Source organism: Parafrankia colletiae (assembly GCF_001854655.1).
Lineage (GTDB): Bacteria > Actinomycetota > Actinomycetes > Frankiales > Frankiaceae > Parafrankia > Parafrankia colletiae.
The window spans coordinates 1-22,932 of sequence record NZ_MBLM01000141.1; the positions used below are offsets into that span (position 1 = coordinate 1).

Below are 22,932 nucleotides of genomic sequence, written 5' to 3' on the forward strand. Positions count from 1 at the left end.
CCACAGGCTCCGGCTCGACGACCACAGGCTCCGGCTCTGGCGGGCCCGCGGCTGGTGCGGGCAGGACAGTGGGTGCGGGCAGCACCTCCGAGGCTGCGGGAAGCGCCTCCGAGGCTGGTTCCGCCGCCAGCACGGAGGCCGCCACGGAACCAGCCCTCGCGGGCAGCCTGTTGACGATCAGGCCGCCGGGGCCCGGGCCCCGCTCCAGGCTGCCCTGCGCCGCGAGGCGGCGGCAGACCTGGTTGACCGTTGCGCGATTCGCGTTGATCGCCGCTGCCAGCGAGCCGTCATCCTGTCCCTCGGGAATCAGCGCGAGCTGCCCGAGAATCCGCTCAGCAACAGTAGCCACATTTGGGGACGCTATACGTTATCCCCTCCCCTTCCCGCATCGGGGGTGCGCAACGCCGCCGAGTACTGGACAGATGGCCCGGTTAGCCCGGTCGTGCTCGGGAAGGGCCATGGTCGGGAGCGGTCGGAGCATCGCGTGATCCGATCGCCCCGTCCACGTTCATCCCGCAACAGCTCGGCCGTTGTACCCGGAACAGGAGGCAGCGATGACATGGCCCGCCTCGGACAGCCAGCCCGACGTCGACGTCCGTGACCTCTACGGCAGCTCCCCGCTGGAACGTGCCGAGATCACCGACAGCGACGATCTGGGGACGACCGACGCCGGTCTCGATCCCCTCGACGACAGCTGGGATCCGCCGGACCGGCCGAGTGGCCTGATCCGCAATCCACTCACGCCGCGGGAGGAGCGCTCGTCGTCCTTTGATCGCCAGCTCGCCGCGGAGGTCCCGGATCCGGATCCGTACGCGGAGACGGATGGTGCCGGTCCGGGGCGAGACGAGGATGTTGATTTTCTCACCGGTAGGTCGTCCGGCGATTCGATGTTCGACGACTCCGGTCCGGACCAGGTCGTGGAAGGCCCCGACGGAGCCCACCAACGGCGGCGATCCGCTGACGAACAGGCGTGGCGGCGCACCGCGGAAGAGGATGCGCTCCACCTCGATCCGCGTTCCTGATCACGTTCCCGATCAGCAGTGACGTCCTCCCACCCGGGGCACCGCGCACGCGGGGCAGGCCCCGCAGGTCCGGGCGGGGGCGCCAGATAACCGCATGCCCAACAGACTCCATCCGCGGGCGATCGGGCCCGCGCGGGCGGCGGGGCGGGCGATACCAGCCCGGGCCGAGATGAGACTGTCGTTCCCGCCCCGTCCGCATCAGGGCAGGCCGGGGCAGCTGGGGGTGAGTATGGCGGAAAGCGGCCGTCGCACCGGCCGGATCGATCTTGTTGGAGTGCGCCGGCGGTTCGGCGACGTCACCGCACTCGACGAGGTCAGTCTGACGATCAACGCCGGTGAGTACTTCTGTCTCCATGGTCCGTCGGGAAGCGGCAAGACGGCCGTGCTCCGGCTGCTCACGGGAGCCGACCAGCCGTCATCCGGCCAGGTTCTCGTCGACGGCAAGGATCCGAGCGGCTCGTCCACGTACCGTCACACGGTCAGCGCGATATTCGGTGGCTATACCTTGTTTCCCTTCCTGGATGTCGCCGCAAATGTGGCGTTCGGACTGCGGCATGCCGGCGCCCGGGCAGCACGTGGTCGCGCGGAGACGTCGATCCGGGTGCGCTCCGCACTCGCCGCCGTCCAAATGTCGGAATACGCGCGGCGGCGTCCCCCTCAGCTTTCTGGTGAACAACAGCAGCGGGTCGCTCTGGCCCGTGCGCTCGTGGTCCGCCCGCGGATCCTGGTACTCGACGACCCTCTTCGATCCGTAGACGGACGGCTGCGTTCCGCGCTTCGGGAGGATCTACGGACCGTGCAGCGACAGGTTGGTATCACCGTCGTGCATTCCACCGCCGACCGGGACGAGGCCCTGGCACTCGCCGACCGGGTCGCCGTGCTGAACGACGGACGGATCCTGCAGGTCGGAACGGCCCGCGAGATACTCGCGCTGAAGGAGCCGACCGCGGCCTGAGGGGATCCGTCCCGGCCGCGGACGGGGTCAGGTGTGGGGGCAAGGATCAGCTGCCGGGGGCCTTCCCGGGCAGGTCCGGCGTCTCGCCGGCCTCGGTTCGGCGGCGGTGCGCGAGCGCGGCGAAGATTTCCAGGGCCACCCGGTGCGCGCTGTTCACCGTCGTGTCCGCGTGGTCGTACGGCGGCGACACCTCGACGATGTCCGCCGCCACGATCGGCGTGTCCAGCGCTATCTGCCGGACGGCTCGCAGCAGGTCCACCGGCGTCATACCGCCGGGCTCAGGCGTGCCGGTGCCGGGGGCGAAGCCCGGGTCGAGCACGTCGATGTCCACCGACAGGTAGAGCGCGCGGCAGCCATCCACCGCCTGCGCGATCGCCTCGGTGATGACCTCGCGGCTGCCTCGCTCCCAGATCTCCTGCATCAGGTGCCAGCGCATCCCCTGGTCCCGCATCCAGGCGAAGACGTCCGGTGGCGGCCAGTAGCCGCGCAGCCCCACCTGGACGAAGTTGCGCCCCCGCACCGCGCCGGACTCGATCAGCCGGCGCATCGGCGTCCCGTGCGATGCCAGATTCCCGTCGATGATGTCCGCGGTGTCGGCGTGCGCGTCGAAATGGAGCAGCCCGACCTCGCCCCACCCGACCACCTCGGCGACCCCGCTCGCCGCCGGCCAGGTGATCGAGTGGTCACCTCCGATGATCAGCGGCCTGATGCCGAGCTCCGCGATCTGCCGGACCTTCGTCCGGATGTTGCGGTGGGAGGCCTCCGTGAGGCCGTGCGGGCAGTGCGCGTCGCCGGCGTCGACGACGTCCAGCCAGTCGAAGATCTCGACTCCGAGGTCGAGATGGTAGGTGCCGGGGTTGTATGCCTGGGCGCGCAGCGCCCGCGGGCCGAACCGGGCACCCGGCCGGTGGGTGGTCGCGATGTCGAACGGCGCGCCGACGACGGCCATGTCGGGCCGGCGCTCGCGCAGCTCACCGAGGCCGGGCATCCAGGGCAGGCCGGCGAACGTCGCCAGCCCGGCATAGCCCGGCGCGTCCGGCCCGGGATCCTCGTCCGCGACCGGGTCACCGTCGGAGGTCATGCTGCCAGCATGCTGCGCGGGGCGCCGGCGCGCCGAACGGGACTGCCAGCGCGAGCCGAACGGACGGCCAGCGGCAACGGGTGCCCGGCAGTCAGCGGGACCGGATGCCCAGCAGGTAGCAGGCGATCGCAGCCGTGGCGGCGACGTTGAGGGAGTCCACGCCGTGGGCCATCGGGATCCGTGCCCTCCTCGTCGCCGCCGCCTGCGCCGCCTCGCTGAGCCCGGCGCCTTCCGTCCCCAGCAGCAGCGCCACCCGGTCCGCCGCCGCTCCCCAGGCCGGTGCCAGTTCCTCGGCGTCGGGGGCGGGGGTCAGCGCCACCACCTCGAAGCCCGCGGCGCGCACCAGAGCCAGTGCGCCGGGCCACGGGTCGAGCCGGGCGTAGGGCACGGCGAAGACCTCCCCCATGGAGACCCGCACCGACCGGCGGTACAGCGGGTCGGCGCACCGTGGGCTCAGCAGGACGGCGTCCATGCCCAGGCCCGCGGCCGATCTGAAGATCGCGCCGAGGTTGGTGTGGCTGACCAGGTCCTCGCAGACGAGCACCCGACGGGCGGCGGCGAGAACCTGGGCGGGGTCGAGCGCGGGGCGCCGGCACATCGACGCCAGCGCCCCGCGATGGACCTCGAAACCGGTGATCGCCTCGAGCACGGGCGGCCCGGCCACGAACACGGGCGGCGGGTGGCCGGCGGCCGGCTCCGCCCAGATCCGCTCCGGGACAGCGGCGAGTCGCGCCGGAGACACCAGCACCGACCGCGGCCGGTAGCCGGCACGCAGCGCGCGCTCGATCACCCGCTCGCCCTCGGCGATGAACAGGCCCTCGGCCGGCTCCCGGCGCCGACGCAGCGCCACGTCGGTCAGCGCGACATAGTCCGCGACCCGCGGGTCCGCCGGATCGTCGATGACGATGAACCTGCTGCCCTGCTCCACTGCCACCGTTGCTCCCGCTCCTGCTCTCACCCCGGTACCGGTGTCACCCCCACGAAACTCCGTACCAGCAGAATCGGGCCCATGACCGCACCCGGCCCGGCTGTGGGCTCCCCCGTTGACAGCCCCGTCGCCGATCTCCTGGTGACGGGCGCGGAACTGGTCGCGACCGTCGACGCCGCCCGCCGCGAGATTCCCGGTGGCTGGGTGGCGATCACCGACGGTCTCGTCAGCGCGATCGGCGGCCCCGCCGAGCCGCCGCCCGCCGCGACCCGCACGCTGCGAGCCGACGGCGCCCTGGTGACACCGGGGCTGGTGAACACGCATCACCACATCTACCAGAACCTCACCCGTTCCTTCGCGCCGGCACTGGGCGGGACGCTTTTCACCTGGTTGAAAACGCTCTACCCGCTCTGGTCCCGGCTGGACGAGGAGGCGGTGCACACCTCTGCCTACGTGGGTCTGACGGAGCTGGCGCTGGGTGGTTGTACGACGTCCACAGACCATCTCTACGTCCACCCGCGCGGCGGCGGCGATCTCGTTTCGGCCGAGATCGCGGCGGCGCGCCTGCTCGGGATGCGGTTCCACCCGACCCGCGGTTCGATGTCGCTTTCGGCGAAGGACGGAGGTCTTCCCCCGGACTCCGTCGTGCAGGACCCGGACGAGATTCTGGCCGACTCCGCCCGGCTCGTGGCCAGGCATCACGACCCCTCCCACGGGGCGATGATCCGGGTGGCACTCGCGCCGTGCTCCCCGTTCTCGGTGAGYCCCGAGCTGATGAAGGCCACCGCGGAGCTGGCGGAGACACTCGACGTCCGCCTGCACACCCATCTGGCCGAGGATCCCGAGGAGGACGACTACTGCCTGGCGGTGTTCGGGCGGCGGCCGATCGACCAGTTCGCCGAGGTCGGCTGGGGCAGCGACCGGGCCTGGGTCGCGCACTGCATCTGCCCCGACGCCGACGAGATCGTGCGCCTCGGCACCTGGGGAACCGGGGTGGCCCACTGCCCGAGCAGCAACATGATCCTCGGCGGCGGCCTCGCGCCGGTCGCCGAGTTCCGCGCGGCCGGGGTGCCGGTCGGCCTGGGCTGCGACGGCTCCGCCTCGGCCGATGCGGCCTCGCTCTGGCTGGAGGCACGTACCGCGATGCTGCTCGGCCGGCTCCGGCACGGAGCCGCCGCGATGTCCGCCCGCGACGCGCTGGAGATGGCCACCCGCGGCGGGGCCGCCTGCCTCGGCCGGACGGGGGAGATCGGCGAGCTCTCCGTCGGCTCCGCCGGCGACCTCGTGGTCTGGCCGATGGACGGGGTCGCGTTCGCCGGGGCGCTGTCCGACCCGGTCGACGCCTGGCTGCGGTGCGGGCCCACAGCGGCCAGGCACACGGTCGTGGCCGGGCGCCTCGTGGTGGAGAACGGAACGCCGGTGCACCCCGATCTGGCGGAGATGCTCCGCCGCCATCGGGAGATCTCCCGCGGGATCCAGGGCGCGTTCGAGAAGGCCGGCGCCACCCCGTGACCTCCGTGCGCCGGACGCCGGCACGGCATGCGCCGCCGCGGTCGCCGTCCGGGCCGGGCTGTCCGGACTGCCGAGGTGACTCGACCGGCTCGCGCCACTCGAGTGGCTCGAGTGGCTCGACCGCATTGGCCCCGGTTGGGCAGGAGGGCTCCGACGCAGTATCCTGCAGACGGAAACGTGCAGCTCAGCAGCCGACCTGCGTCGGGCCGCGCACGGATCGCGCCCCAGGCAGCCGCCGTCGGCGCCGCCCGCCGAATCCCCCGATCGGCGCAGAAAGCGCCGGCGGCGGCGTACTCCTCTCCTACGTCAGATGCCCGTTCTTCGTCCGATGCCAGCCGCTGTGAGCCCCGGCGGCGACGACGGGACGGACGCGACTCTGCCCGACGAGGTGCTTGCCGCACTCACCGGGAGCCTCGCCCACGTCGATGCCGTCCTGGTCGCGCGCTTCCCGGGCGATCCGGGGACCCGCCAGCCCGTCCACACCTGTTACCTGCCCGCCGACCAGCTCACGCCGGACGTCGTTCCCGCGTGGGGCCGGGCCGCCCGGGAGACGCTGGAGCGGCACGCGCCCGACCCGGGCCTGCTCGCGGAGGTCACGCTCGGCGGCGCAGCGGCGTCGATGGCCGAGGACATCCACACGCACGTCGTGCGCACCCTGGCGATCGAGCCGGTCCAGGATCTGCGGGTCGACTTCGAGGACGGTTACGGCATCCGGCCGGACGCCGTCGAGGACGCGCACGCCGTCGCGGCCGCCCGGGCACTGCGTGACGCGGCGTCGGCGGGAACGCTGCCGGTCTCCTACGGCCTGCGCCCGAAATCGCTCGACGCGGCCGTGCGCCGGCGCGGTCTGCGCACCCTCGACCTGTTCCTCACCGCTCTCGCCGGCACCGACGGCCCGCCCCCGGGTCTGGTGGTGACCCTGCCCAAGGTGAGCGCGCCGGAGCAGGTCGCGGTGTTCGGCGACGTCCTGGCGGCGCTCGAGCAGCGGCTCGGGATCGCGCCGATTCCGCTGGAGGTGCAGATCGAGACCCCGGCCGCGGTCCTGGCCCTGCCGGCGCTGGTCACCGCAGTGCCCAGGCGGCTGGCCGCGCTGCACGTCGGCACCTACGACTACTCGGCCGCGCTCGGCGTCAGTGCGGCGGACCAGGCCAGCGACCATCCGGCGGTCGAGCTGGCCACCGCGCTGATGCAGCTCACCGCGGCGGGAACCGGCCTGCGGGTGGCCGACGGCTCGTGCAACCTGCTGCCCGTCGGGTCGGCCGCGGACGTCCACGCCGGCTGGCGCCGGCATGCCGGGCTGATCCGCCGGGCCTGGTCGCGAGGGCTCTACCAGGGCTGGGACCTGCATCCGGCACAGCTGGTCAGCCGGCACGCCGCTGTCGCGGGCTGCCTGCTCACGGGCCTGCCGGACGCCCTGCGCCGGCTCGCGGACTACGCGACGGCCCGGTCCCGCGGGTCGGTGGCGGACGAGCCCGCGACAGCGCGGGCGCTGGCGGGGCATGTCCTGCGGGCCCTGGACGCCCGGCTGCTCGACGAGGCCGGCCTGCGCGCCGCTGGGTTGGACCTGGCGACCGTGGCCGGGCTGGGCGGCCGCACCGGCACGACCAGCACCGCCGGAACCGCCGGAACCGCCGCCCAGCCGGAACCCTGACCGGACGGCACGGCCGGCCTCGGTTTCAGCTGCCGCGGTAGGTGGTGTAGCCATAGGGCGCCAGCAGCAGCGGAACGTGGTGGTGCTCGGCCGCGTCCCTGATGACGAAGACGATCGCGACCTCGGGATGGAACGCCGAGTGCTGCGCGGTGTCGAAGATCAGCCGCCAGGTGCCGGCGCTGTCGGCGGGCAGGTCCGTTGCCCGGCCGTCCTGGTCGGTGACCGTCTCGGCGACCGGGCGCCAGCCCTTCACCGCGCCGTCAAGGGTCAGCACGGCCCGTTCGAGCCGGACCGGGACGTCAACCGCCGGCCGGCCCGAACCAGTGTCCAGGACATGGGTTGACAGGCTCACGCGCACCACCATCTCCGGCCGCCGCCCGGCACGCCCGCCCGCGGCGCCCTCGTTCCCGAGCCGGGAGCAGGGCGCCGGGCCGTCAGCCGCCGGTGATCAGGTGACTGAGCCGCAGCGCCGTGATCTCGGCCTGCTGACCGGCGGCCACGCGAAGCTCCGCGGCCGGGTCGTTGGCCATCCTCTCCTGCAACAGGGCCAACATCTCCTCCGCGCCACGCCCGGCGGCACGGACCAGGAAGATGAAACCAAAACGATCTTCGTAGGCGGTGTTCCCCTCGGTGAACGCGGCACGCACCTCCTCGCTCGCCTGCTCGAGCGCGGCCTGCTCCCGCCGCGGGGCGTCGATCGTGACCACGGTGGCCCGCGAGGAGGTGGGCGGAGTCGGCGCGGGTCCTGGCCGCTCCCCGATCCGGGGGTGGGCGGTGAACGCCTCGAGCCAGGCCGACTCCGGCAGGTTCCACCACTCCTGCTCGGCGGCGGGCAGCAGCGCGGCGAGCCGACCGAAGGGCCGGCGGGCGGCGACGGCGTCGGCCCAGTCCTCGGAGCCGCAGCAGGCCAGCAGCTCCTCGCGGGCCGCGGCAGGGGCCAGCGAGTCGAACCAGCGCATGGCCAGCGCCTCCCGGCCCGCCGCGGTCGGGCCACCGAGCAGCCGCAGCCGGGCCAGGCCGCCGTCCGGGACGGCGTCGACGCGGACGTGGGTGGCCTCGACCGGGACCTCCAGGTCGAAAAGGTGCCGCGTGTTCGGCTGCACTCTGGTGCGGGGCAGCAGGGGGCGCCAGCCCGTGATCGCCGCGAACCCGTCCGCGGCCAGCGTGTCGTCGCCGGTCTCGGGGGCGTTGGCGGCCCACAGGGCGACCGCGCGCGGGGCGTTGCCACGGAAGTGCCGGGTGTCGACCTCCGCCCGCACGACCGTGCCCTCCGTCGCCAGGCGGATCACGGCCCAGTCGTGCCCCTCCCCGCGCCGGCGCCGGGTCTCCCACCCCTCGCCCATGACGCGGGCGTCGCCGGAGGCGTTCAGGTTGTGCCGGTCGCCGTAGTGCATGTCGCTGGCCGCGACCACCACACCGCCCAGATAGGCGGCGGCGAGATCCGAGGTCACCCGGTCGAGGAGACGCGGGTCCGGGACGACCACCCCGTGCACCCGCAGCCGGGCCACCCCGCCGTCGGGATGGATCGTCAGCCGCAGGTGGCTGATGCGGAACCTGGCCTCCTCCGGAACGACCAGCACGTTGGCCGCGTCAGCGGCGACGGGCGTGCGGCCTACCAGCGGCACCCAGGTGACCGAGTCCTCGGCGACCTCCTCCGCGGACGGGTAGCCGGCCAGCGTGGCGCCGTGCAGCTCGACCGCCTCCGGCGCGTTGCCGGTGAAATGGGTGGTGTCGACGGTGACCGCGTGCACGATGCCGGGCGACCCGAGACGGATGATCGCCCAGTCCGATCCGGGGGGGACGTCCCGGCGGCGCCGGGTCTCCCAGCCATCGGTCCACTGGCCCCGTTCGGTGAACACGCCGGGGCGGGTCACCGGCGCCTCGGGAAGCAGCATCCGTTCGGCAAGAGCGAAGAACTCGTCGTTCACTGCCACGACGGACCCGCCGAACCGGGCGGCGGCGAGGTCGACGAGATTCGTCAGATCGGGCGCGTCGGTCACTGTGGGGCTCCTTCGGCTGTGGCGGCGTGCGGGCCCTACGGTCGTTCCAGCAGCCGGCCGCGGACCGGCCGGTCGCCGTCCGCCCGGTGCCCCCGCAGGTAGGTCGCGAGCACCAGGCCATCCAGCGTTCGCCCAGCGTATGGGGTCAACGGGTGGCGGTGGCGCAACAGGGACGGTTCGACGAGGAAGCTTCCGTCCGGGTCGAAGACGACCAGGTCCGCGTCCGCGCCGACGGCGATCCGTCCCTTGGAACCGCGGGGCGCCGGCGCCGCGCCCTCCGTGCCGAGGCCGGGCGCGCCCAGGCCGGCGAGGTCCGCCGGGCCCGCGCACATCCACCGCACGACGTCCGCGACGCCGTGGCCGCGCCGCCGCGCCTGGGTCCACACCGCCGACAGCCCGAGCTGGACGGACGCGATGCCGCCCCAGGCCGTCCCGAAGTCACCCGTGTCCAGCGACTTCAGCGCGGGCGTGGAGGGCGAGTGGTCGGTGACGACGCCGGCGAGCAGGCCCTCGGTCAGGCCGTCCCAGAGCCGGTCCAGGTTCGGACGCTCGCGGATCGGCGGCGCGCACTTGAAGGCGGTCGCGCCGTCGGGCACCTCCTCGGCGACGAAGGTCAGGTAGTGCGGGCAGGTCTCCGCCGTCAGCGGCAGCCCCGCCTCGCGGGCCGACAGGATGTCCCCGAGCGCCTCGGCGGCTGCCAGGTGCAGCACATGCAGCCGGGCCCCGGTCGAGGCGGCGAGCGCGGCCAGCGAGACAACCGCGGCCCGCTCCGCCGCCGGTGGCCGGGACCGCAGCCAGCTGGCGAACGCACGGCCCGCGGCGGGGGGTGCGCCGGCGAGGACGGACGGCGACTCCGCGTGGACCACCGTGAGGGCGCCCATCCGGGCGGTGTGCCGGGACGCGGCGGCCAGGACGTCCAGGCTGACGTGGGGGAACTCCTCCACACCGGACGGGGCGAGGAAGGCCTTGAAGCCGAACACCCCGTTGTCGTGCAGGGCGGCCAGGTCGTCGAGGCGACGGGCGTCGGCGCCGATGATGCCGCCCCAGAAGCCGACGTCGACCGCCACCTGGCCGGCCGCCGCCGCCCGCTTGGCGGTCAGTGCCTGCACCGAGGTGGTCGGCGGGATGGCGTTCAGCGGCATGTCGACGATCGTGGTGACACCGCCGGCGGCCGCCGCCCGGGTCGCGGTGGCGAAGCCCTCCCAGTCGGTGCGCCCCGGCTCGTTGACGTGGACATGCGTGTCCACGACGCCGGGCATCAGCACCAGGCTGCCGAGATCGGTGACCAGGCGGTCCGGCGGGATGTCGGCAGGCCCGGTGACGGCGGTGACCCGCCCGTCCGCGACGTGGACCGCGGCCGCACGCTCTCCGTCCGGCAGCACGWCCCGGCTCGAACGGATCACCTGAAGCGACTCGGGCAGCTCCGGAGACATCCCGCTCATCGGCATTCCGCTTATCGGCATTCCGCTCATCGGCATACCGCGCCTCAGCGCCCGGCGGGGTCCGCCAGGGCGGACAGGTCGACCAGGTCCACCGGGCGGACCGGCACGCGGCGCAGGTCGCGGCCGACGGCGTCGCGGATCGCGGCGACGACCGCGGCGGTCGCCGTACAGGTCGGGGCCTCCCCGACGCCCTTCACGCCGTAGGGGGCGCCCGGCTGCGGGTAGGTCAGCGCGACGAAGTCGAGGGCGGGCACGTCGGCGGCGGTCGGAAGCAGGTAGTCGTGCAGGGTCGGGTTGGTCACCACACCCCCCACGGTGACCAGTTCCTCCATCACCGCCAGGCCCAGGCCCTGGGCGGTGCCGCCCTCCACCTGGCCGCGCAGGGACAGCGGATTGATCACCGTGCCGCAGTCCTGCGCCAGCGCCATCGCGACGACCCGGACCAGGCCGAGATCGAGGTCGACGTCGACCACCGCCCGGTGCGCCGCGGCCGCGAAGGCCACATGCGGATCACCCTGGCCGCGGGCGTCCAGTGCGGTCGTGCGCCGGTGGTGAAAGGTGTACTCGGCTTCCACCGGCCCGCCGTCGGCGAGAGCCTCTGCCAGCGGGAGCCGGGTACCCGTCTCGGTGCCGATGATCTCGCCGCCGTCGATCACCAGCGACCGCCGGGGCGATTCCACCACCTCCGGCGGCAGGCCCAGTGAGCGGGCCACCCGGGCGAGCAGCCGGTCGACCACGGCCACGCAGGCGCCGTGCACCGCGCCGCCGCTCATCCACGTCTGTCGGGAGGCGCTGGTCGAGCCGGCGCTGCCGATGCCGGTGTCCGCCGGCAACAGCTCGATCCGCTCCACGCCGAGCTCGGTGCGCGCGATCTGCCCGGCGACGGTGACGAACCCCTGCCCCACCTCCGAGCACGCGCTGTGAACGGTCCCGAACGGGACGCCGTCGCTGTCGAGAGCGAGCCGGGCCCGCGCCGTGGACGCGTCGTCGAAGCCTTCGGAGAAGAGCAGGTTCTTGTAGCCGAGCGCGAAGCCGATGCCGCGGCGGACGCGGCTGTGGGTCGCAGCGGTCGCCCGGCCGCCGGGCAGGGCGGTCTCCGGGGCGGCGGCGGTGAGCGGCGGGGGCAGCGGACGCGCCGCCACCGCCTCGATCGCCTCCCGGGCGGGCAGCGGCGCGCCGAGGATCTGGCCGGTCGGCAGCACATCCCCCGGCCGCAGGGCGTTGCGGGTGCGCAGCGCGACCGGGTGCAGGCCCAGCAGGTCGGCCAGCCGGTCCATCTGCGCCTCGTGGCCGAACGCGACCTGCGGCACGCCGAATCCCCGCATCGCGCCGCACGGCGGGTTGTTCGTCCGGACGACGGTGCCGTCGAGCTGTGCGTTCGGCACCCGGTACGGCCCGGCCGCGTGGGTGACGGCGTTCGCCAGCACCGCGGGCGACGACGACGTGTACGCCCCGCCGTCCATGAGGATCCGTGCGTGCACGCTGACCAGGTCGCCCGCCGCGGTGGCGGTGTGCCGGAACCACATCCGCGCCGGGTGACGGTGCGGGTGCCCCAGGAACGACTCGACCCGGTCGTAGGCGATCCGTACCGGCCGGCCGGTGGCGAGAGCGAGCAGCGCGCCGTGGATCTGCAGCGTGACGTCCTCGCGCCCGCCGAACGCGCCGCCCACACCGGCGAGCTCGAGCCTGACCAGCGACTCGGGCAGCCCCAGACAGGCGGCGATCTGCTCGCGGTCGGAGTGCAGCCACTGGGTGGCCAGCCGCAGGTCGAGCCCGCCGTCGGCGGCCGGGACGACGAGCGCCGCCTCCGGCGCCAGGAAGGCCTGGTCCTGCATGCCGACGAAATAGCTGTCCTCGACGGCGACCGGCCCCTCGGCTGACGGGTTCCCGTGGGTCAGCGTGATCTCCCGGTAGATGTTGCCGTCCGGATGGACCAGCTCGGCGCCCGGCTCGGCGGCCAGGCCGGGATCGACGAGCGGCGGGAGCGGCTCGTACGCGACCCTGATGGCCGCCAGGGCGCGCCGCGCGGTCGCCGCGTCGACCGCGGCCACCGCGGCGACGGGCTCGCCGGCGTAGCGCGCCTCGGTGGCGGCGAACACCGGCTGGTCCGCGCTGATCAGCCCGTAGGTGGCGACCCCGGGGACGTCAGCCGCGGTGACGACGGCGAGGACACCTGCGAGCCGGCGGGCCGCGGCGGTGTCGACCCGCCCGATCCGCGCCCGCGGGTGCGGCGAGCGCAGCGTCCGGGCGTGCAGCATGCCTGGAACACGTAGATCGCCGGCGTAGGCGAAGGCCCCGCCGACCTTGGCCGCCCCGTCCGGGCGGAGCTCCGAGGACCCGACTCCGCGGTTCCCGCCGACCACTCCCGCACGCCCCGTCATGCCCCACCCACCCCGTTCGTCCTGTTCGCCCCGCTGCCGCCGGGAGCCCCGCTGCCGCCCGGGGCCCGGCCGGCCTGGACGTCCCGCACCGCCGCGAGGATCCGGCCGTAGCCGGTACACCGGCAGATGTTCCCCGCCAGCGCCTCCCGGATCTCCTGCTCTCCGGCGGCCGGGCGGCGTCCGAGCAGGTCGGTGACGGCCACGACCAGGCCCGGTGTGCAGAACCCGCACTGGACCGCGCCATGCGCGAGGAACGCGGCCTGGATCCGGGCCGCCGGGCCGCTCGCACCGAGCCCGGCGACCGTCAGCACGCGGGCGTCCACGGCGTCGGCGGCGAGGACCGTGCAGGCCGTCACCAGCCGGTCGTCGAGCAGGACGGAGCAGGCACCGCACCGGCCCTGCTCGCAGGCGTCCTTCACCGAGGTGACGCCGAGCCTTTCCCGCAGCACCGTCAGCAGCGACTCCTCCAGCCGGGCGCCGGAGACGACACGCCGGGTTCCGTCGACGTTCAGGTGGTACTGGAGAGGTTCCCAGCCATCGTCGCCCTCGGTGTCGTCTCCCTCGGCGCCGTCCACCGGACCGGCGGGGCCAGCGCTCACGCCGGGTCCCCGCGGCGGACGCCCGCCAGGCAGCGGGCGAAGGCACGCGCCGCGAGCACGCCGGCGGCGTGGACGCGGTAGTCCGCCGGATGCCGCGGGTCCTCCGGCAGCGGCGGCGCGGCGCGCAGGCCGCCTGCGGCCAGCTCGCCGAACCGCCGGGCGAGCGCGAGCGGCGCCGTCCCGGTCGACCAGTCCACCTCGTCGCCGGCCAGCCGCTCAGCCGCCGCGACCCGCCACGGGCCGGTGGCCACCCCACTGACGGCGCAGCAGACCCGCTCGCGCACCCGGTCGACCAGGAGCGCGCAGGACACCAGCGCGGGGAACGCCGCCTGCCGGCCGCCGATCTTCAGATAGGTCTGCGGACCGCTCGGGCGGGCCACCCGCACCGCGGTGACCAGCTCCCCGGGCTCCGGCCCGTCCCGCAGGAAGCCGTCGACGTCCGTCGTGCGGGCGCCGCGTGCCGAGGCGAGCAGGATCTCCGCCTCGGCGGCCGCGAGGAACGTCAGCAGATCACCGCGCGGGTTGGCGGAGCCGAGCGCGCCACCAACGGTTCCGCAGTTGCGGATCTGCACCGAACCGACGACCCGGGACGCGGCCGCCAGGCCCGGCGCGAGCGACCAGCCCGCCAGGTCGGCGTAGGTGACACCGGCGCCGACGGTGAGGGCGTCCGCGCTGGCGCCGCGCACCCGCAGCTCGAGCACCCGGCGCAGCGCGACGATCGCCGCCGGCCCGCGGCCCCCGGCGCGCAGCGCGGGGACGAGGTCCGTGCCGCCGGCCAGCAGCCGCACGTCCCGGCCGGCTTCCACCTCGGCGGTGAGGGAGGCGACAGCCTCGCCGACCGTCCCGGGCCGGTGCAGAACGGTCGACGGACCACCGGGCGTCGTCATGGAGCCGACGATAGTGGCGCGACGTTACGGCGGTGTTCAACCCGCAGCCGGCCGAGAACCGCGCGGCCGCGGCCGGAAGAAAGCGAGCTGAGCCACGCCGGGCGGACGGCCCGCATCACCACCGACAATGGCGCGCCGTTACATGATGGATGCCTTTCGGAAACACAGAATCGTTTCGGTGGTGAAATACCAGGAAGGGGAGCGTGTTGACCGGTCGCCTGACGAACGTCGATCCGGCGCTGCGGCACGGCTGGCACCCGGTGGCGCGTTCGTCCGGGATCACCGACGCGCCGGTGGGTGTCCGCCTGCTCGGCGAGCACTGGGTGCTGGCCCGTCTCGAAGGGCGCCTCACCGCGTTCGCGGACCGCTGCCCGCACCGCCTCGCCCCGCTGTCGGCGGGCCGGGTGGACGGCGGCGAGCTCGTCTGCGGCTACCACGGCTGGCGGTTCGCGGCCTCCGGGGAGTGCACCGCGGTGCCCGCRCTCGGGCCCGGAGTGCCTGCTCCGCGGCGGGCCCGGGCCGTCGCACCCTGGGGGGTCGCCGAGCGCCACGGCCTGGTGTGGCTGGCGCCGGAGGAGCCGTGCTCCGACATCGTCGAGCTGCCCGAGGCGGACGAGCCCGGCTTCGACAGCGCCTGGCTCCCCACCACGCGCACGAGGGCCTGCGCCGGACTGCTCGCCGACAACTTCCTCGACGCCGCGCACCTGCCGTTCGTCCACGCCGCCACCATCGGCGCCGGGGAGGGGGCCGTCGTCGGGCCGTACCGCGTGCAGGCGGACGGCGCCGGGTTCGTCGTCCGCCTGGAGCAGGAGGTGGCGAACCCGGAGGACCCCGGTGTGGCGGCGGGGCTGCGCCCGCTCGTCCAGCGCCGGGTCTCGACGTACGTCTACCGGCCGCCGTTCATGCTGCGGCTGCGGCTCGACTACCCCGCCGCCGGCATGACCAACACGATCCTCTTCTGCCTGCAGCCGGAGGACGTCGACGCGACGGCCGTGTACACCCGGATCATGCGGGACGACCTCGGCGGTGATCCCGTCCGGCTGGCCGAGGCCGCGCGCTTCGAGCAGGCGGTGCTCGACGAGGACCTCGCGCTGCAGGAACAGTTCACCCTCGACGGCCTGCCACTGCACACCGCCGGCGGGCTTGACGGCGGGCTCGCTCCGGGGCTCGACGGCGGGCTCGGCGGCGGCCTCTCTCCCGGCGGCGGGGCGGCGCCCGAGGAGGTGAGCATCCGCGCGGACGCCGCGGGCGTGGCGCTGCGGCGGGTGCTCGCTGCCCTGGTCGTGCGCTCCGCCGCGGCCCGTCTCAGGCCCGCAGCGGATATCCGACACCGAAGCCGTCCCGTCCGCGCGGACCCGGGATCTACCATGTGATCCGGGTGGTCTGGCCATACAACCGGGTGACCCGACCAAGGGGCGGGCGGTCCGGAAGGTGGTGCCTGGTGCGCGACAGCGCCGAGCTGGCGGCAGAGGCCGACAACACGCTTCCGCGGAGGGATCTCCCCCTCGGGGCACCCGTTCCGCTTCACGCCTGCACGTTCGCCGGTTCACCGGCAGCGGCGGGGTCAGGAGGCCCGACAGCGGAGCCGCCGCACAGCGCCGACCTGATGGCGCGCCGGACGTCCGCCGACCTCCAGGATCTCGACCCGCGCGAGTTCGACCGGCTCCGCCGGCTCGTCGGGGCCACCGGCGGCCGCGGCGACAGCACGATCGCGGCCATGTCGGACGAGGAGATCGCCCGCTCGCTGGGCGTGGCCGTGACCGAGGGCGGGCGCACGCGCCTCCTCGCGGGTGCGGTGCTCCTGTTCGGGCGTCCGGACGCCCTGCGCCGGCATGTCCCGAACCACGAGGCCGCGATCCAGGTCATCGGTCCGGAGACGGGCGACCCCGGCACGGAGATGAACGACTTCTTCCACTGGCCGCTGCTCCGGCTCGCCGAGGAGCTGCTGGCCCGGTTCCGTGCGCGCAACCCGGAGCGGGAGATCCGCTACGAGCTGGTCCGCACGGGCGTGCCCGCCTACTCCGAGCAGGCCTTCCGCGAGCTGCTCGCGAACGCCCTCGTCCACCGCGACTACGAGGTCGCCGGGGCCGTCCACGTGCAGTGGACCAGCGAGGGCATCGAGATCTCCAGCCCGGGCGGCTTCGCGGGCTCGGGCTCCCCCGGCGATCCGCTGGCGAGCCGCACGGCCGCGCCGGGGCTGCTCTCGCCGCCACCCGTGCCGCGCAGCCCGCTGCTGGCGGACGCGTTCCGCCGCGCCGGGATCACCGACCGGTCCGGGCGGGGAATCCGCCGGGCGTATGCCGCCCAGCTCCGCTCCGGGCTGGCAGCGCCGGACCTGCGCCGTTCGACGGCGGACGGTGTGGTCGCCGTGTTGCCCACCCAGCCCGCAGATCTCACCTTCGCGCTGTTCGCCCTCGGCCGGGCGGCCGCGGGGAACCCGCTGGAGCTGCCCGACCTGATCGTGCTGAGCACCGCGCTGCGCGACCGCGCGCTGCGGACCGCGGAGGTCGCCACCCTGTTCGGCTGTGACAAGGACCGGGCCCGTCAGCACCTGTCCGGCATGCTCGCCCGCGGCCTGATGGAGATCGGCGGCGACCGCGGCACCCGGGTCTGGCTCCCCTCGGCCCAGGTGCGGCGCGCGCTGCGCGAGGCGACCGCCCAGCTGCGGGCCAGACCCGCGCAGCCGGCCCCACGCCCCGGCCCGGGCCCGGCGGATCGGGAGCCGCAGGCACCCGATCCGGAGCCCCGCGCCTCACCAGGCTGACCCCGCCAGAGCTGGCCGCCAGGCCTGGCCGCGGCCCGACCAACCTGGCCCCGGGCGCAGCCCTCAGGGGCGGACGTACAGCTCCCGGCCGAGCTGGGAGATCGTGCGCATCGGGGCGGCGAGGTGGCAGCCGAGCTCGCGTGCCGCGTTCTCGACCGCGGCCAGCTGGCCGAGCACCGCCTCCCAGGGGGCGTCACTCATCAGGCCGGCCACGGGCAGCGGGCAGGCCGCCAGCACCCAGCCGCGTTCGACGACCACGAAGCCGCCGCCCATGCCCTCCAGCGCGCGGGCGGCGGTGAGCATGTCCGCGTCGACGGCGCCGACGATCACCATGTCGCCGGCGGCGGACACGGCGGTCGCCCCGATCGCGCCCCGGACAAGCCCGATCCCGCGGACCATGCCGACCCGCACCCGGTCGGCGCGCCCGCTGCGGTCGAGCACCGCGGTCTTGAGCAGGTCACGGGACGGATCCGTGACCACGACGCCGTCGCGCAGGGTCGGTTCGACCCGGGTGCGGGTGGTTTGCGGCCGTTCGGCGGCGGCCCCCACGGCGGTGATGTCGACGATGCCGAGCTGGGTGTCCCGCCGGCCGCCCCAGTGCATACACGGTGACGTGAAGGACCCGGTGTAGAGCCCCGCCGGCAGCCGCACGGACGACTGCGACCACCGCGGTGTCTCGTCGAGGTTGTCGAACAGTGCCCGGCCGCGCTCGGCGGCGATCCGGCCGCCGGCGATGACCACGTCCGGCGGGACACTCGCGGTGAGGTCCCGCACGATCTGCAGGTCGGCGAGGCGGGCGGGAGCGACCAGGCCGAGCACCTGGTCCAGCCCGAAGGCCCGCGCCGGGGCCAGGGTGGCGGCCCGGACGGCGTCCGCCACGTTGCCACCGGCCCGGATCGCCTCCCGGACCTGGTCGTCGAGGTGGGTGAAGACGATCCCGCCGTCCTGCGGGGACGCCCCGGCATCCGGGTGGGCACCGGGGAGGTGCTGCCCCGGAAGCAGCGCGGCGGACGCACCCGACGCCGCCGACAGGGCCGGTGGCACCGGCGCTGCGGGCAGAACCGGTAGGCCGGGTACTTCCGGCAGCGGGCCGGACGGGCCGGACTGCCGTGGCACGGCCTGCGACACCGTCAGCCCCTCGACGCCGATCTCCGCAGCCGCCCCGGCCAGCGGAACGTCGAGCGGGAGGCCCGGGGGGAGGTCGAAGGGCGCGCCGGGCTCGCGGGGCAGCACCCGGACGGGAGTCTCGGTGCGCAGGACCAGCGTCCGGCCCTGCGGGCCGTAGATCTGCTCGATCTGGGCCGGGTCGGTCAGCACCGTCACCGTCCCGCGGGGGACGACCAGACGGGCCAGCTCGCCCGGTGTGAGGAGGGTCCGCTCCACCGAGGTGCGGGCGTCCACATAGGCCGGCAGGACGAACCGACCGGCCGCGTCGAGGCTCCGACGGGCGCCGACCAGCCCCGGCCGGGTCACCGCGGCGATGTACCGGCCGGCGATGAGCACGTCGCGCCGCAGCAGCTCACCGGTCTGGACGACGAGCACRACGCCGCCACGGATGGCGAAGTCGGCGTCCGCCTGCCCCATCGCGATGCTCCGCAGGCGGTCGATCTCCGCCGGGGTGGGAGCGAGCGCGTCGGCGCCCGGCGCCGCCACCGGACCCGCGCGGTGTGGGCGGCCCGCGCCGGTGCTTCCGGGACGCCCGTCCCTGGGCACCGCACGGCGGCGGGCAGGCCCCCGTGGCGCCGCGGGGGCCGCAAGCGGTGGCAGCCCGCGCAGCGGCCCGGACGGCGACCGCCCACGCCCCACCGTGGGGGCCGTCACCGGCACCGTGGCGGGTGCGGGCACGGCCACCGACGTGGGGGCGGTGACCGACGTGGGGGCAGTGACCGACGTGGGGGCAGTGACCGACGTGGAGGCGGTCAGCGGTGCGGGAGACCCGGGCGCCAGGCCACCGGAGACAACGCTCGCGGGTGCCGCGCCGACGGGCGCCGCGCTGGAGTAGAAGGCGTCGACCGTGGGGTCGACGTCCCGCTCAGCGGTCATGACGTCCTCCGGAACTCACCGGTGTCGACCCCGCCGGCCACCCGGTCACACATTCACGCGCTGAGCCTTCGTTGTGACGGGTCGACCCTGACCACGCCGTGACGCCACCGCCCAGGCACGTTCTGACGCACTGCTGTATTTCCGCATTCTCGTACGAGAACCGGACTTCGCGTAGGCAGGTGTCCAAAAGCAAGCAGTGCCACGTCCGCCACATCACAGCAGGTGACCGAAAAGGCCGACGCCCGGTCGCTTCAGGTGACTGCCGCCAGAAAGCAGCCCGCGGGTACACCGTCCTCCTCCGCGGTTCGGTTCAGCCGCGCCGGGACGGCGCCGGGCCATAGCGGACAAGGACGATCGCCTCCAGCAACCCGACCACCGCGTAGATCACCACGCTCGCCGCGATGATCACGACCACCGAGGCCCACACCCCGCCGTAGTCGAAGGTCTGCTGCGCACGTTGCATGAGGTGACCGAGGCCCGCACTGGTTGCCAGCCACTCCGCGAGCAGCGCCCCGACCACCGCGCCCGGCACCGAGGTCCGGGCCGAGACGAACAGCGCGGGCAGCGCGCTGGGCAACGCGACCCTGCGCAGCACCGTGAACGGCCCCCCGCCGTGGGCGATCACCAGATCGGCGGCCGCGGCCGGTGCCGACCGCAGCCCGACGACCAGGTTCACCAGGGACGGGAAGAACACGACGATGCCCGTGACCACGGAGACGGCCAGCGGGCCGCGCCCGAAGACGAGGATGAGCAGCGGGGTCATCGCGACCAGTGGTACCGACCGCAGCATCATCGCCACCGGCATCAGGGCCTGTTCCACCGGGCGGCTCAGCACGAAGGCGATGGCGACACCGAGCGCGGCGGCCGTTCCGGCGGTGTAGCCGAGGGCCGCGTCACTGAGGGTGTGCCACAGGCCGTCGAGGATCAGGTCCCGGTTCTCGGCGGCGTCCGGCTCGGAGAACAGGTACTGCCAGACCGCCTGCGGATCCTTCGCGACCAGCCTGTTCAGCTCGAAGGCCTCGATGAGGGCGTACCAGAGGCCGACGATCACCGCGGTGGAGGCGACCACCGACAGCAGCGTCCGCCCGATCCGGGTGGCGACCGCCCGGGCCAGCGGACGGCCGCGGCCGACGCGGGTGCCGGCGTGGCTCATCGGACGCCGTCCAGGTTGCCGTTGGGGTGCCGAGGGCACGAGCAGCCGGGCGAGCCCGATCACGGCGTAGCCGAGGCCTGCGGCGGCTGACGCGACGAGAGCGAGCGTCCAGGTGCGGGGAACCTCCAGGGCCTGCTCGGCCTGCACCATGGCGGCGCCGAGCCCTCGGTCGGCGCCGAGGAACTCCCCGATGATCGCGCTGAGGATGGCGGCCGGGGCGGCGATCTGCAGCGCGGCGAACGTGCTCGGCAACGCGGCACGCAGCCGGACGAACCGCATCTGGGCGAGGACGCCGCCGCCGCTGGCCCGGACGACGTCCAGCGTCGCCTGGTCAGGTGCTCGCAGGCCGAGCAGGGTCCCGACGAGGGTGGTGAAGAACACCGAGATCCCGGCCAGGGCCTTCTGCGGGGTGCTGCCGTCGAAGACGGTGGTCAGGATCGGGCCGATCGCGATGATCGGCAGACAGTACGAGGCGACCCCGATCCGCAGGAGCGCCCGCTCGATGACGGGGACGCCGAAGAACACGATCGCGAGGCCGATCGCCAGGCCGTTACCGATGAGCCAGCCCTGTGTGGCGGTCAACACCGTCGCCCGCGCCGAGTGCCACAGCAGCTCGTGGTCGTCCCACAGCGCCCGGGCCACCTCCCAGGGGGTGGGAACGACACCGCCGCGGTCGAGCAGGGTGACCGCGAGCAGCCACCAGACGGCGACCAGCCCGACGACCCCGGCCACCCCACCGGTCCAGGCCGGCCGCGCCCGTCTCACCCGGACGGGCCGGCGGACGGCCGTGGACGCGCCGGGCGAGGCGGGCGCGGCGGCCGTGACTGTGGCCGTCGCAGCAGCGGAGCCCGACCGGGCGGAACCGGACGCAGCGGCGGTGGCGGTGGAGGCAGCGGCGGTGACGGTGACGGTGGGCAGCGGCTCGGTGGCCGCGCCCGGTACCGACACCGACACCCAGGAGGCGGGTGAGGTGGGTGTGGCACTCGGGTCGGTCATCCCGGCGCCCTCCGCCCGACGGGAGCCGGTTCGACGGGCGCCGCGCCCGCGAACAGCACGGTGGAGAGCAGGTCGTGCAGCTCGTGGAACCGCGCGGTGCGCAGCATCTCCGGCGTGCGCGGCCGGGGCAGGTCGATGGGGACGCGGGCGGCGATCCGTCCCGGCCGGGCGCTCATCACCGCCACCGTGTCGGAGAAGATCACCGCCTCGGGGATCGAGTGGGTCACCAGGACGGTGGTGGTCGCCCGCTCGCGCCAGATCCGCAGCAGCTCGAAGTTCAGCCGCTGGCGGGTCATGTCGTCCAGCGCGCCGAACGGCTCGTCCAGCAGCAGCATCTTCGGTTCGACGACGAGGGCGCGGGCGATCGCCACCCGCTGCCGCATCCCGCCGGAGAGCTGCGCGGGCCGGGCGCGCTCGAACCCGGTCAGCCCGACGAGCGCGATCAGATCACTGATCACTCTGCGCTCGACCTTCATGCCGCTGACCTCCAGCGGCAGCCGGATGTTCGCCTCGACCGACCGCCACGGCAGCAGGGCCGCGTCCTGGAACGCGAGGCCCAGGTGATGCGCGCGCCGGGCGACCGAGGGCGCTTCGCCGTGCACGAGCACGCGGCCGGACGTCGGTGCCTCCAGGTCCGCCAGGATGCGCAGCACGGTGGACTTGCCGCAGCCCGACGGCCCGATCAGGGTCAGGAACGAGCCCTCGGGTGTCGACAGGGTGACGTCGTCGAGGGCGACGACCCGGCCGCGGCCCAGGCGGAACTCCTTGCGGAGCCCGGCCACACTCACTCCCGACCCGTCGGGCGCCTGCGCGGAGGCGGGGGCAGGACCAGAACCAGGGGCGGCGCCGAGATCGCGGCCCGCTACAGGCGTGGCCGATGTCGTCATAGGAGATCCGGCTTCGCCTCGTGGACCTCGTTGATGAGGGACAGGTCGAACAGCTCCTCGGCCGTGATGTCGACGCCGGCGATCCCGAGCGTCCTGATGTTCTCCTCTATCAGCTCGCCGGTGATCGTGAACAGGCCGTTCGCCCGGGTGTCGGCGGTCAGGCCCAGCTCGTTCTGGTCCTTGCTTTCCAGGACCTGCTCCGCCTCATCCAGACCGAGATCCCTGCCGTGGACGGTGGCGGCCAGCCGCGCGCCGCGTGCCGGATCGGCCGGAGAATCCTTCTGGTCGCGGATGTCCGCGGTGAGGACAGCCCTGATCCGGTCGCACTCCGCCTCGATCGACTCAGTACGGACCATGTACGTCTCGGAGACCAGTGGAAAGTTGTGGTCGGCGAGCAGGAACGTGGCCACCTCGCAACCCCTGACGCGCAGCAGGTTCGGCTCGTCCGTGATGAAGGAGAACCAGCTGTCGACGGTCCGGTGGTGAGTCGGAGCGGGTCGAACGGTGGCCACGTCGGTGTCCTGCGGCGTGGCGGACGGGCCGCCCACGATCAGGTTGACCCTGGAGAACCCGGCTTCCCTGCCTGTCGCCACCGAACCCCCATCAAACGCGCCCGCGGTACCCCGCGTCG

At 74.3% G+C, this 22,932-nt stretch carries 18 protein-coding genes and 1 pseudogene; 6 read left to right on the plus strand and 13 right to left on the minus strand.

What is annotated here, in order from left to right; all coding sequences use genetic code 11:
• A pseudogene (locus tag CC117_RS24295) lies at window positions 1-349 on the minus strand (MarR family transcriptional regulator); the annotation flags it as partial.
• Between the two features lie 205 nt (window positions 350-554).
• Between CC117_RS24295 and CC117_RS24300 the strand changes: the two are divergent.
• Together CC117_RS24300 and CC117_RS24305 are read left to right on the plus strand one after the other, a co-directional pair.
• Complete coding sequence (locus CC117_RS24300) at window positions 555-1,022, plus strand: hypothetical protein (protein ID WP_071088018.1); 468 nt, start codon at window positions 555-557, stop codon at window positions 1,020-1,022.
• Window positions 1,023-1,116: 94 nt separating this feature from the next.
• A complete protein-coding gene (locus CC117_RS24305) occupies window positions 1,117-1,977 on the plus strand; it encodes an ABC transporter ATP-binding protein (RefSeq protein ID WP_241830377.1) in 861 nt (286 codons plus the stop codon).
• A 46-nt stretch (window positions 1,978-2,023) separates the two neighbouring features.
• On the opposite strand, the gene speB is transcribed toward CC117_RS24305, so the two are convergent.
• Complete coding sequence (speB, locus tag CC117_RS24310; protein WP_071088023.1) at window positions 2,024-3,058, minus strand: agmatinase; 1,035 nt, start codon at window positions 3,056-3,058, stop codon at window positions 2,024-2,026.
• A gap of 91 nt (window positions 3,059-3,149) precedes the next feature.
• A complete protein-coding gene (locus CC117_RS24315) occupies window positions 3,150-3,986 on the minus strand; it encodes a TrmH family RNA methyltransferase (RefSeq protein WP_084132704.1) in 837 nt (278 codons plus the stop codon).
• 81 nt (window positions 3,987-4,067) lie between these two features.
• Here CC117_RS24315 and CC117_RS24320 point away from each other — a divergent pair, with 81 nt between their 5' ends.
• A complete protein-coding gene (locus CC117_RS24320; protein WP_071088027.1) occupies window positions 4,068-5,498 on the plus strand; it encodes an 8-oxoguanine deaminase in 1,431 nt (476 codons plus the stop codon).
• 328 nt (window positions 5,499-5,826) lie between these two features.
• Complete coding sequence (locus tag CC117_RS24325) at window positions 5,827-7,149, plus strand: DUF6986 family protein (protein WP_071088029.1); 1,323 nt, start codon at window positions 5,827-5,829, stop codon at window positions 7,147-7,149.
• 25 nt (window positions 7,150-7,174) lie between these two features.
• Here the strand turns inward: CC117_RS24325 and uraH are convergent, their stop codons facing one another.
• The 6 genes from uraH to CC117_RS24355 all read right to left on the minus strand — a co-directional run bounded on the left by uraH (window position 7,175) and on the right by CC117_RS24355 (window position 14,458).
• Entirely contained in the window at window positions 7,175-7,501 is a 327-nt protein-coding gene (uraH, locus tag CC117_RS24330) for a hydroxyisourate hydrolase (protein WP_071088140.1), read from the minus strand.
• Between the two features lie 82 nt (window positions 7,502-7,583).
• Complete coding sequence (locus CC117_RS24335) at window positions 7,584-9,149, minus strand: allantoicase (protein WP_071088031.1); 1,566 nt, start codon at window positions 9,147-9,149, stop codon at window positions 7,584-7,586.
• Between the two features lie 35 nt (window positions 9,150-9,184).
• On the minus strand, window positions 9,185-10,591 hold the full coding sequence (gene allB / locus CC117_RS24340; RefSeq protein ID WP_241830378.1) for an allantoinase AllB: 1,407 nt from the start codon (window positions 10,589-10,591) through the stop codon (window positions 9,185-9,187).
• Between the two features lie 44 nt (window positions 10,592-10,635).
• On the minus strand, window positions 10,636-12,972 hold the full coding sequence (gene pucD / locus CC117_RS24345; RefSeq protein ID WP_071088033.1) for a xanthine dehydrogenase subunit D: 2,337 nt from the start codon (window positions 12,970-12,972) through the stop codon (window positions 10,636-10,638).
• A complete protein-coding gene (locus tag CC117_RS24350) occupies window positions 12,969-13,571 on the minus strand; it encodes a (2Fe-2S)-binding protein (protein ID WP_071088035.1) in 603 nt (200 codons plus the stop codon). The genes pucD and CC117_RS24350 overlap by 4 nt, the downstream gene beginning before the upstream one ends.
• Window positions 13,568-14,458 (minus strand): FAD binding domain-containing protein, encoded by an 891-nt coding sequence (locus CC117_RS24355; RefSeq protein WP_071088037.1) that lies wholly within the window; start codon window positions 14,456-14,458, stop codon window positions 13,568-13,570. The genes CC117_RS24350 and CC117_RS24355 overlap by 4 nt, the downstream gene beginning before the upstream one ends.
• Window positions 14,459-14,664: 206 nt before the next feature.
• On the opposite strand from CC117_RS24355, the gene CC117_RS24360 reads away from it, so the two are divergent.
• Both CC117_RS24360 and CC117_RS24365 read left to right on the plus strand, forming a co-directional pair.
• Window positions 14,665-15,831 carry an aromatic ring-hydroxylating oxygenase subunit alpha gene (locus tag CC117_RS24360; RefSeq protein ID WP_071088143.1) on the plus strand — a complete coding sequence of 389 codons (1,167 nt, stop codon included), beginning with the start codon at window positions 14,665-14,667 and terminating at the stop codon, window positions 15,829-15,831.
• 68 nt (window positions 15,832-15,899) lie between these two features.
• On the plus strand, window positions 15,900-17,222 hold the full coding sequence (locus CC117_RS24365; protein WP_071088039.1) for an ATP-binding protein: 1,323 nt from the start codon (window positions 15,900-15,902) through the stop codon (window positions 17,220-17,222).
• A gap of 63 nt (window positions 17,223-17,285) precedes the next feature.
• Here the strand turns inward: CC117_RS24365 and CC117_RS24370 are convergent, their stop codons facing one another.
• From CC117_RS24370 to CC117_RS24390, 4 genes are all read right to left on the minus strand, one after another.
• Complete coding sequence (locus tag CC117_RS24370) at window positions 17,286-19,265, minus strand: adenine deaminase C-terminal domain-containing protein (protein ID WP_071088042.1); 1,980 nt, start codon at window positions 19,263-19,265, stop codon at window positions 17,286-17,288.
• Window positions 19,266-19,575: 310 nt separating this feature from the next.
• Window positions 19,576-21,414, minus strand: coding sequence for an ABC transporter permease (locus tag CC117_RS40165; RefSeq protein ID WP_321572639.1), 1,839 nt, complete (start codon window positions 21,412-21,414; stop codon window positions 19,576-19,578).
• Window positions 21,411-22,301 carry an ABC transporter ATP-binding protein gene (locus tag CC117_RS24385; protein WP_071088044.1) on the minus strand — a complete coding sequence of 297 codons (891 nt, stop codon included), beginning with the start codon at window positions 22,299-22,301 and terminating at the stop codon, window positions 21,411-21,413. The genes CC117_RS40165 and CC117_RS24385 overlap by 4 nt, the downstream gene beginning before the upstream one ends.
• A complete protein-coding gene (locus CC117_RS24390; protein WP_071088045.1) occupies window positions 22,298-22,894 on the minus strand; it encodes a hypothetical protein in 597 nt (198 codons plus the stop codon). Before CC117_RS24390 ends, CC117_RS24385 begins: the two co-directional genes overlap by 4 nt.
• Window positions 22,895-22,932 lie beyond the last annotated feature (38 nt).

Coding starts and splice junctions, on each gene's coding strand:
- CC117_RS24355 (WP_071088037.1), bottom strand. CDS start 14,458: ATGACGACGCCCGGTGGTCCGTCGACCGTTCTGCACCGGCCCGGGACG.
- speB (WP_071088023.1), bottom strand. CDS start 3,058: ATGACCTCCGACGGTGACCCGGTCGCGGACGAGGATCCCGGGCCGGAC.
- CC117_RS24385 (WP_071088044.1), bottom strand. CDS start 22,301: ATGACGACATCGGCCACGCCTGTAGCGGGCCGCGATCTCGGCGCCGCC.
- CC117_RS24300 (WP_071088018.1), top strand. CDS start 555: ATGACATGGCCCGCCTCGGACAGCCAGCCCGACGTCGACGTCCGTGAC.
- CC117_RS24305 (WP_241830377.1), top strand. CDS start 1,117: ATGCCCAACAGACTCCATCCGCGGGCGATCGGGCCCGCGCGGGCGGCG.
- CC117_RS24325 (WP_071088029.1), top strand. CDS start 5,827: ATGCCAGCCGCTGTGAGCCCCGGCGGCGACGACGGGACGGACGCGACT.
- CC117_RS40165 (WP_321572639.1), bottom strand. CDS start 21,414: ATGACCGACCCGAGTGCCACACCCACCTCACCCGCCTCCTGGGTGTCG.
- pucD (WP_071088033.1), bottom strand. CDS start 12,972: ATGACGGGGCGTGCGGGAGTGGTCGGCGGGAACCGCGGAGTCGGGTCC.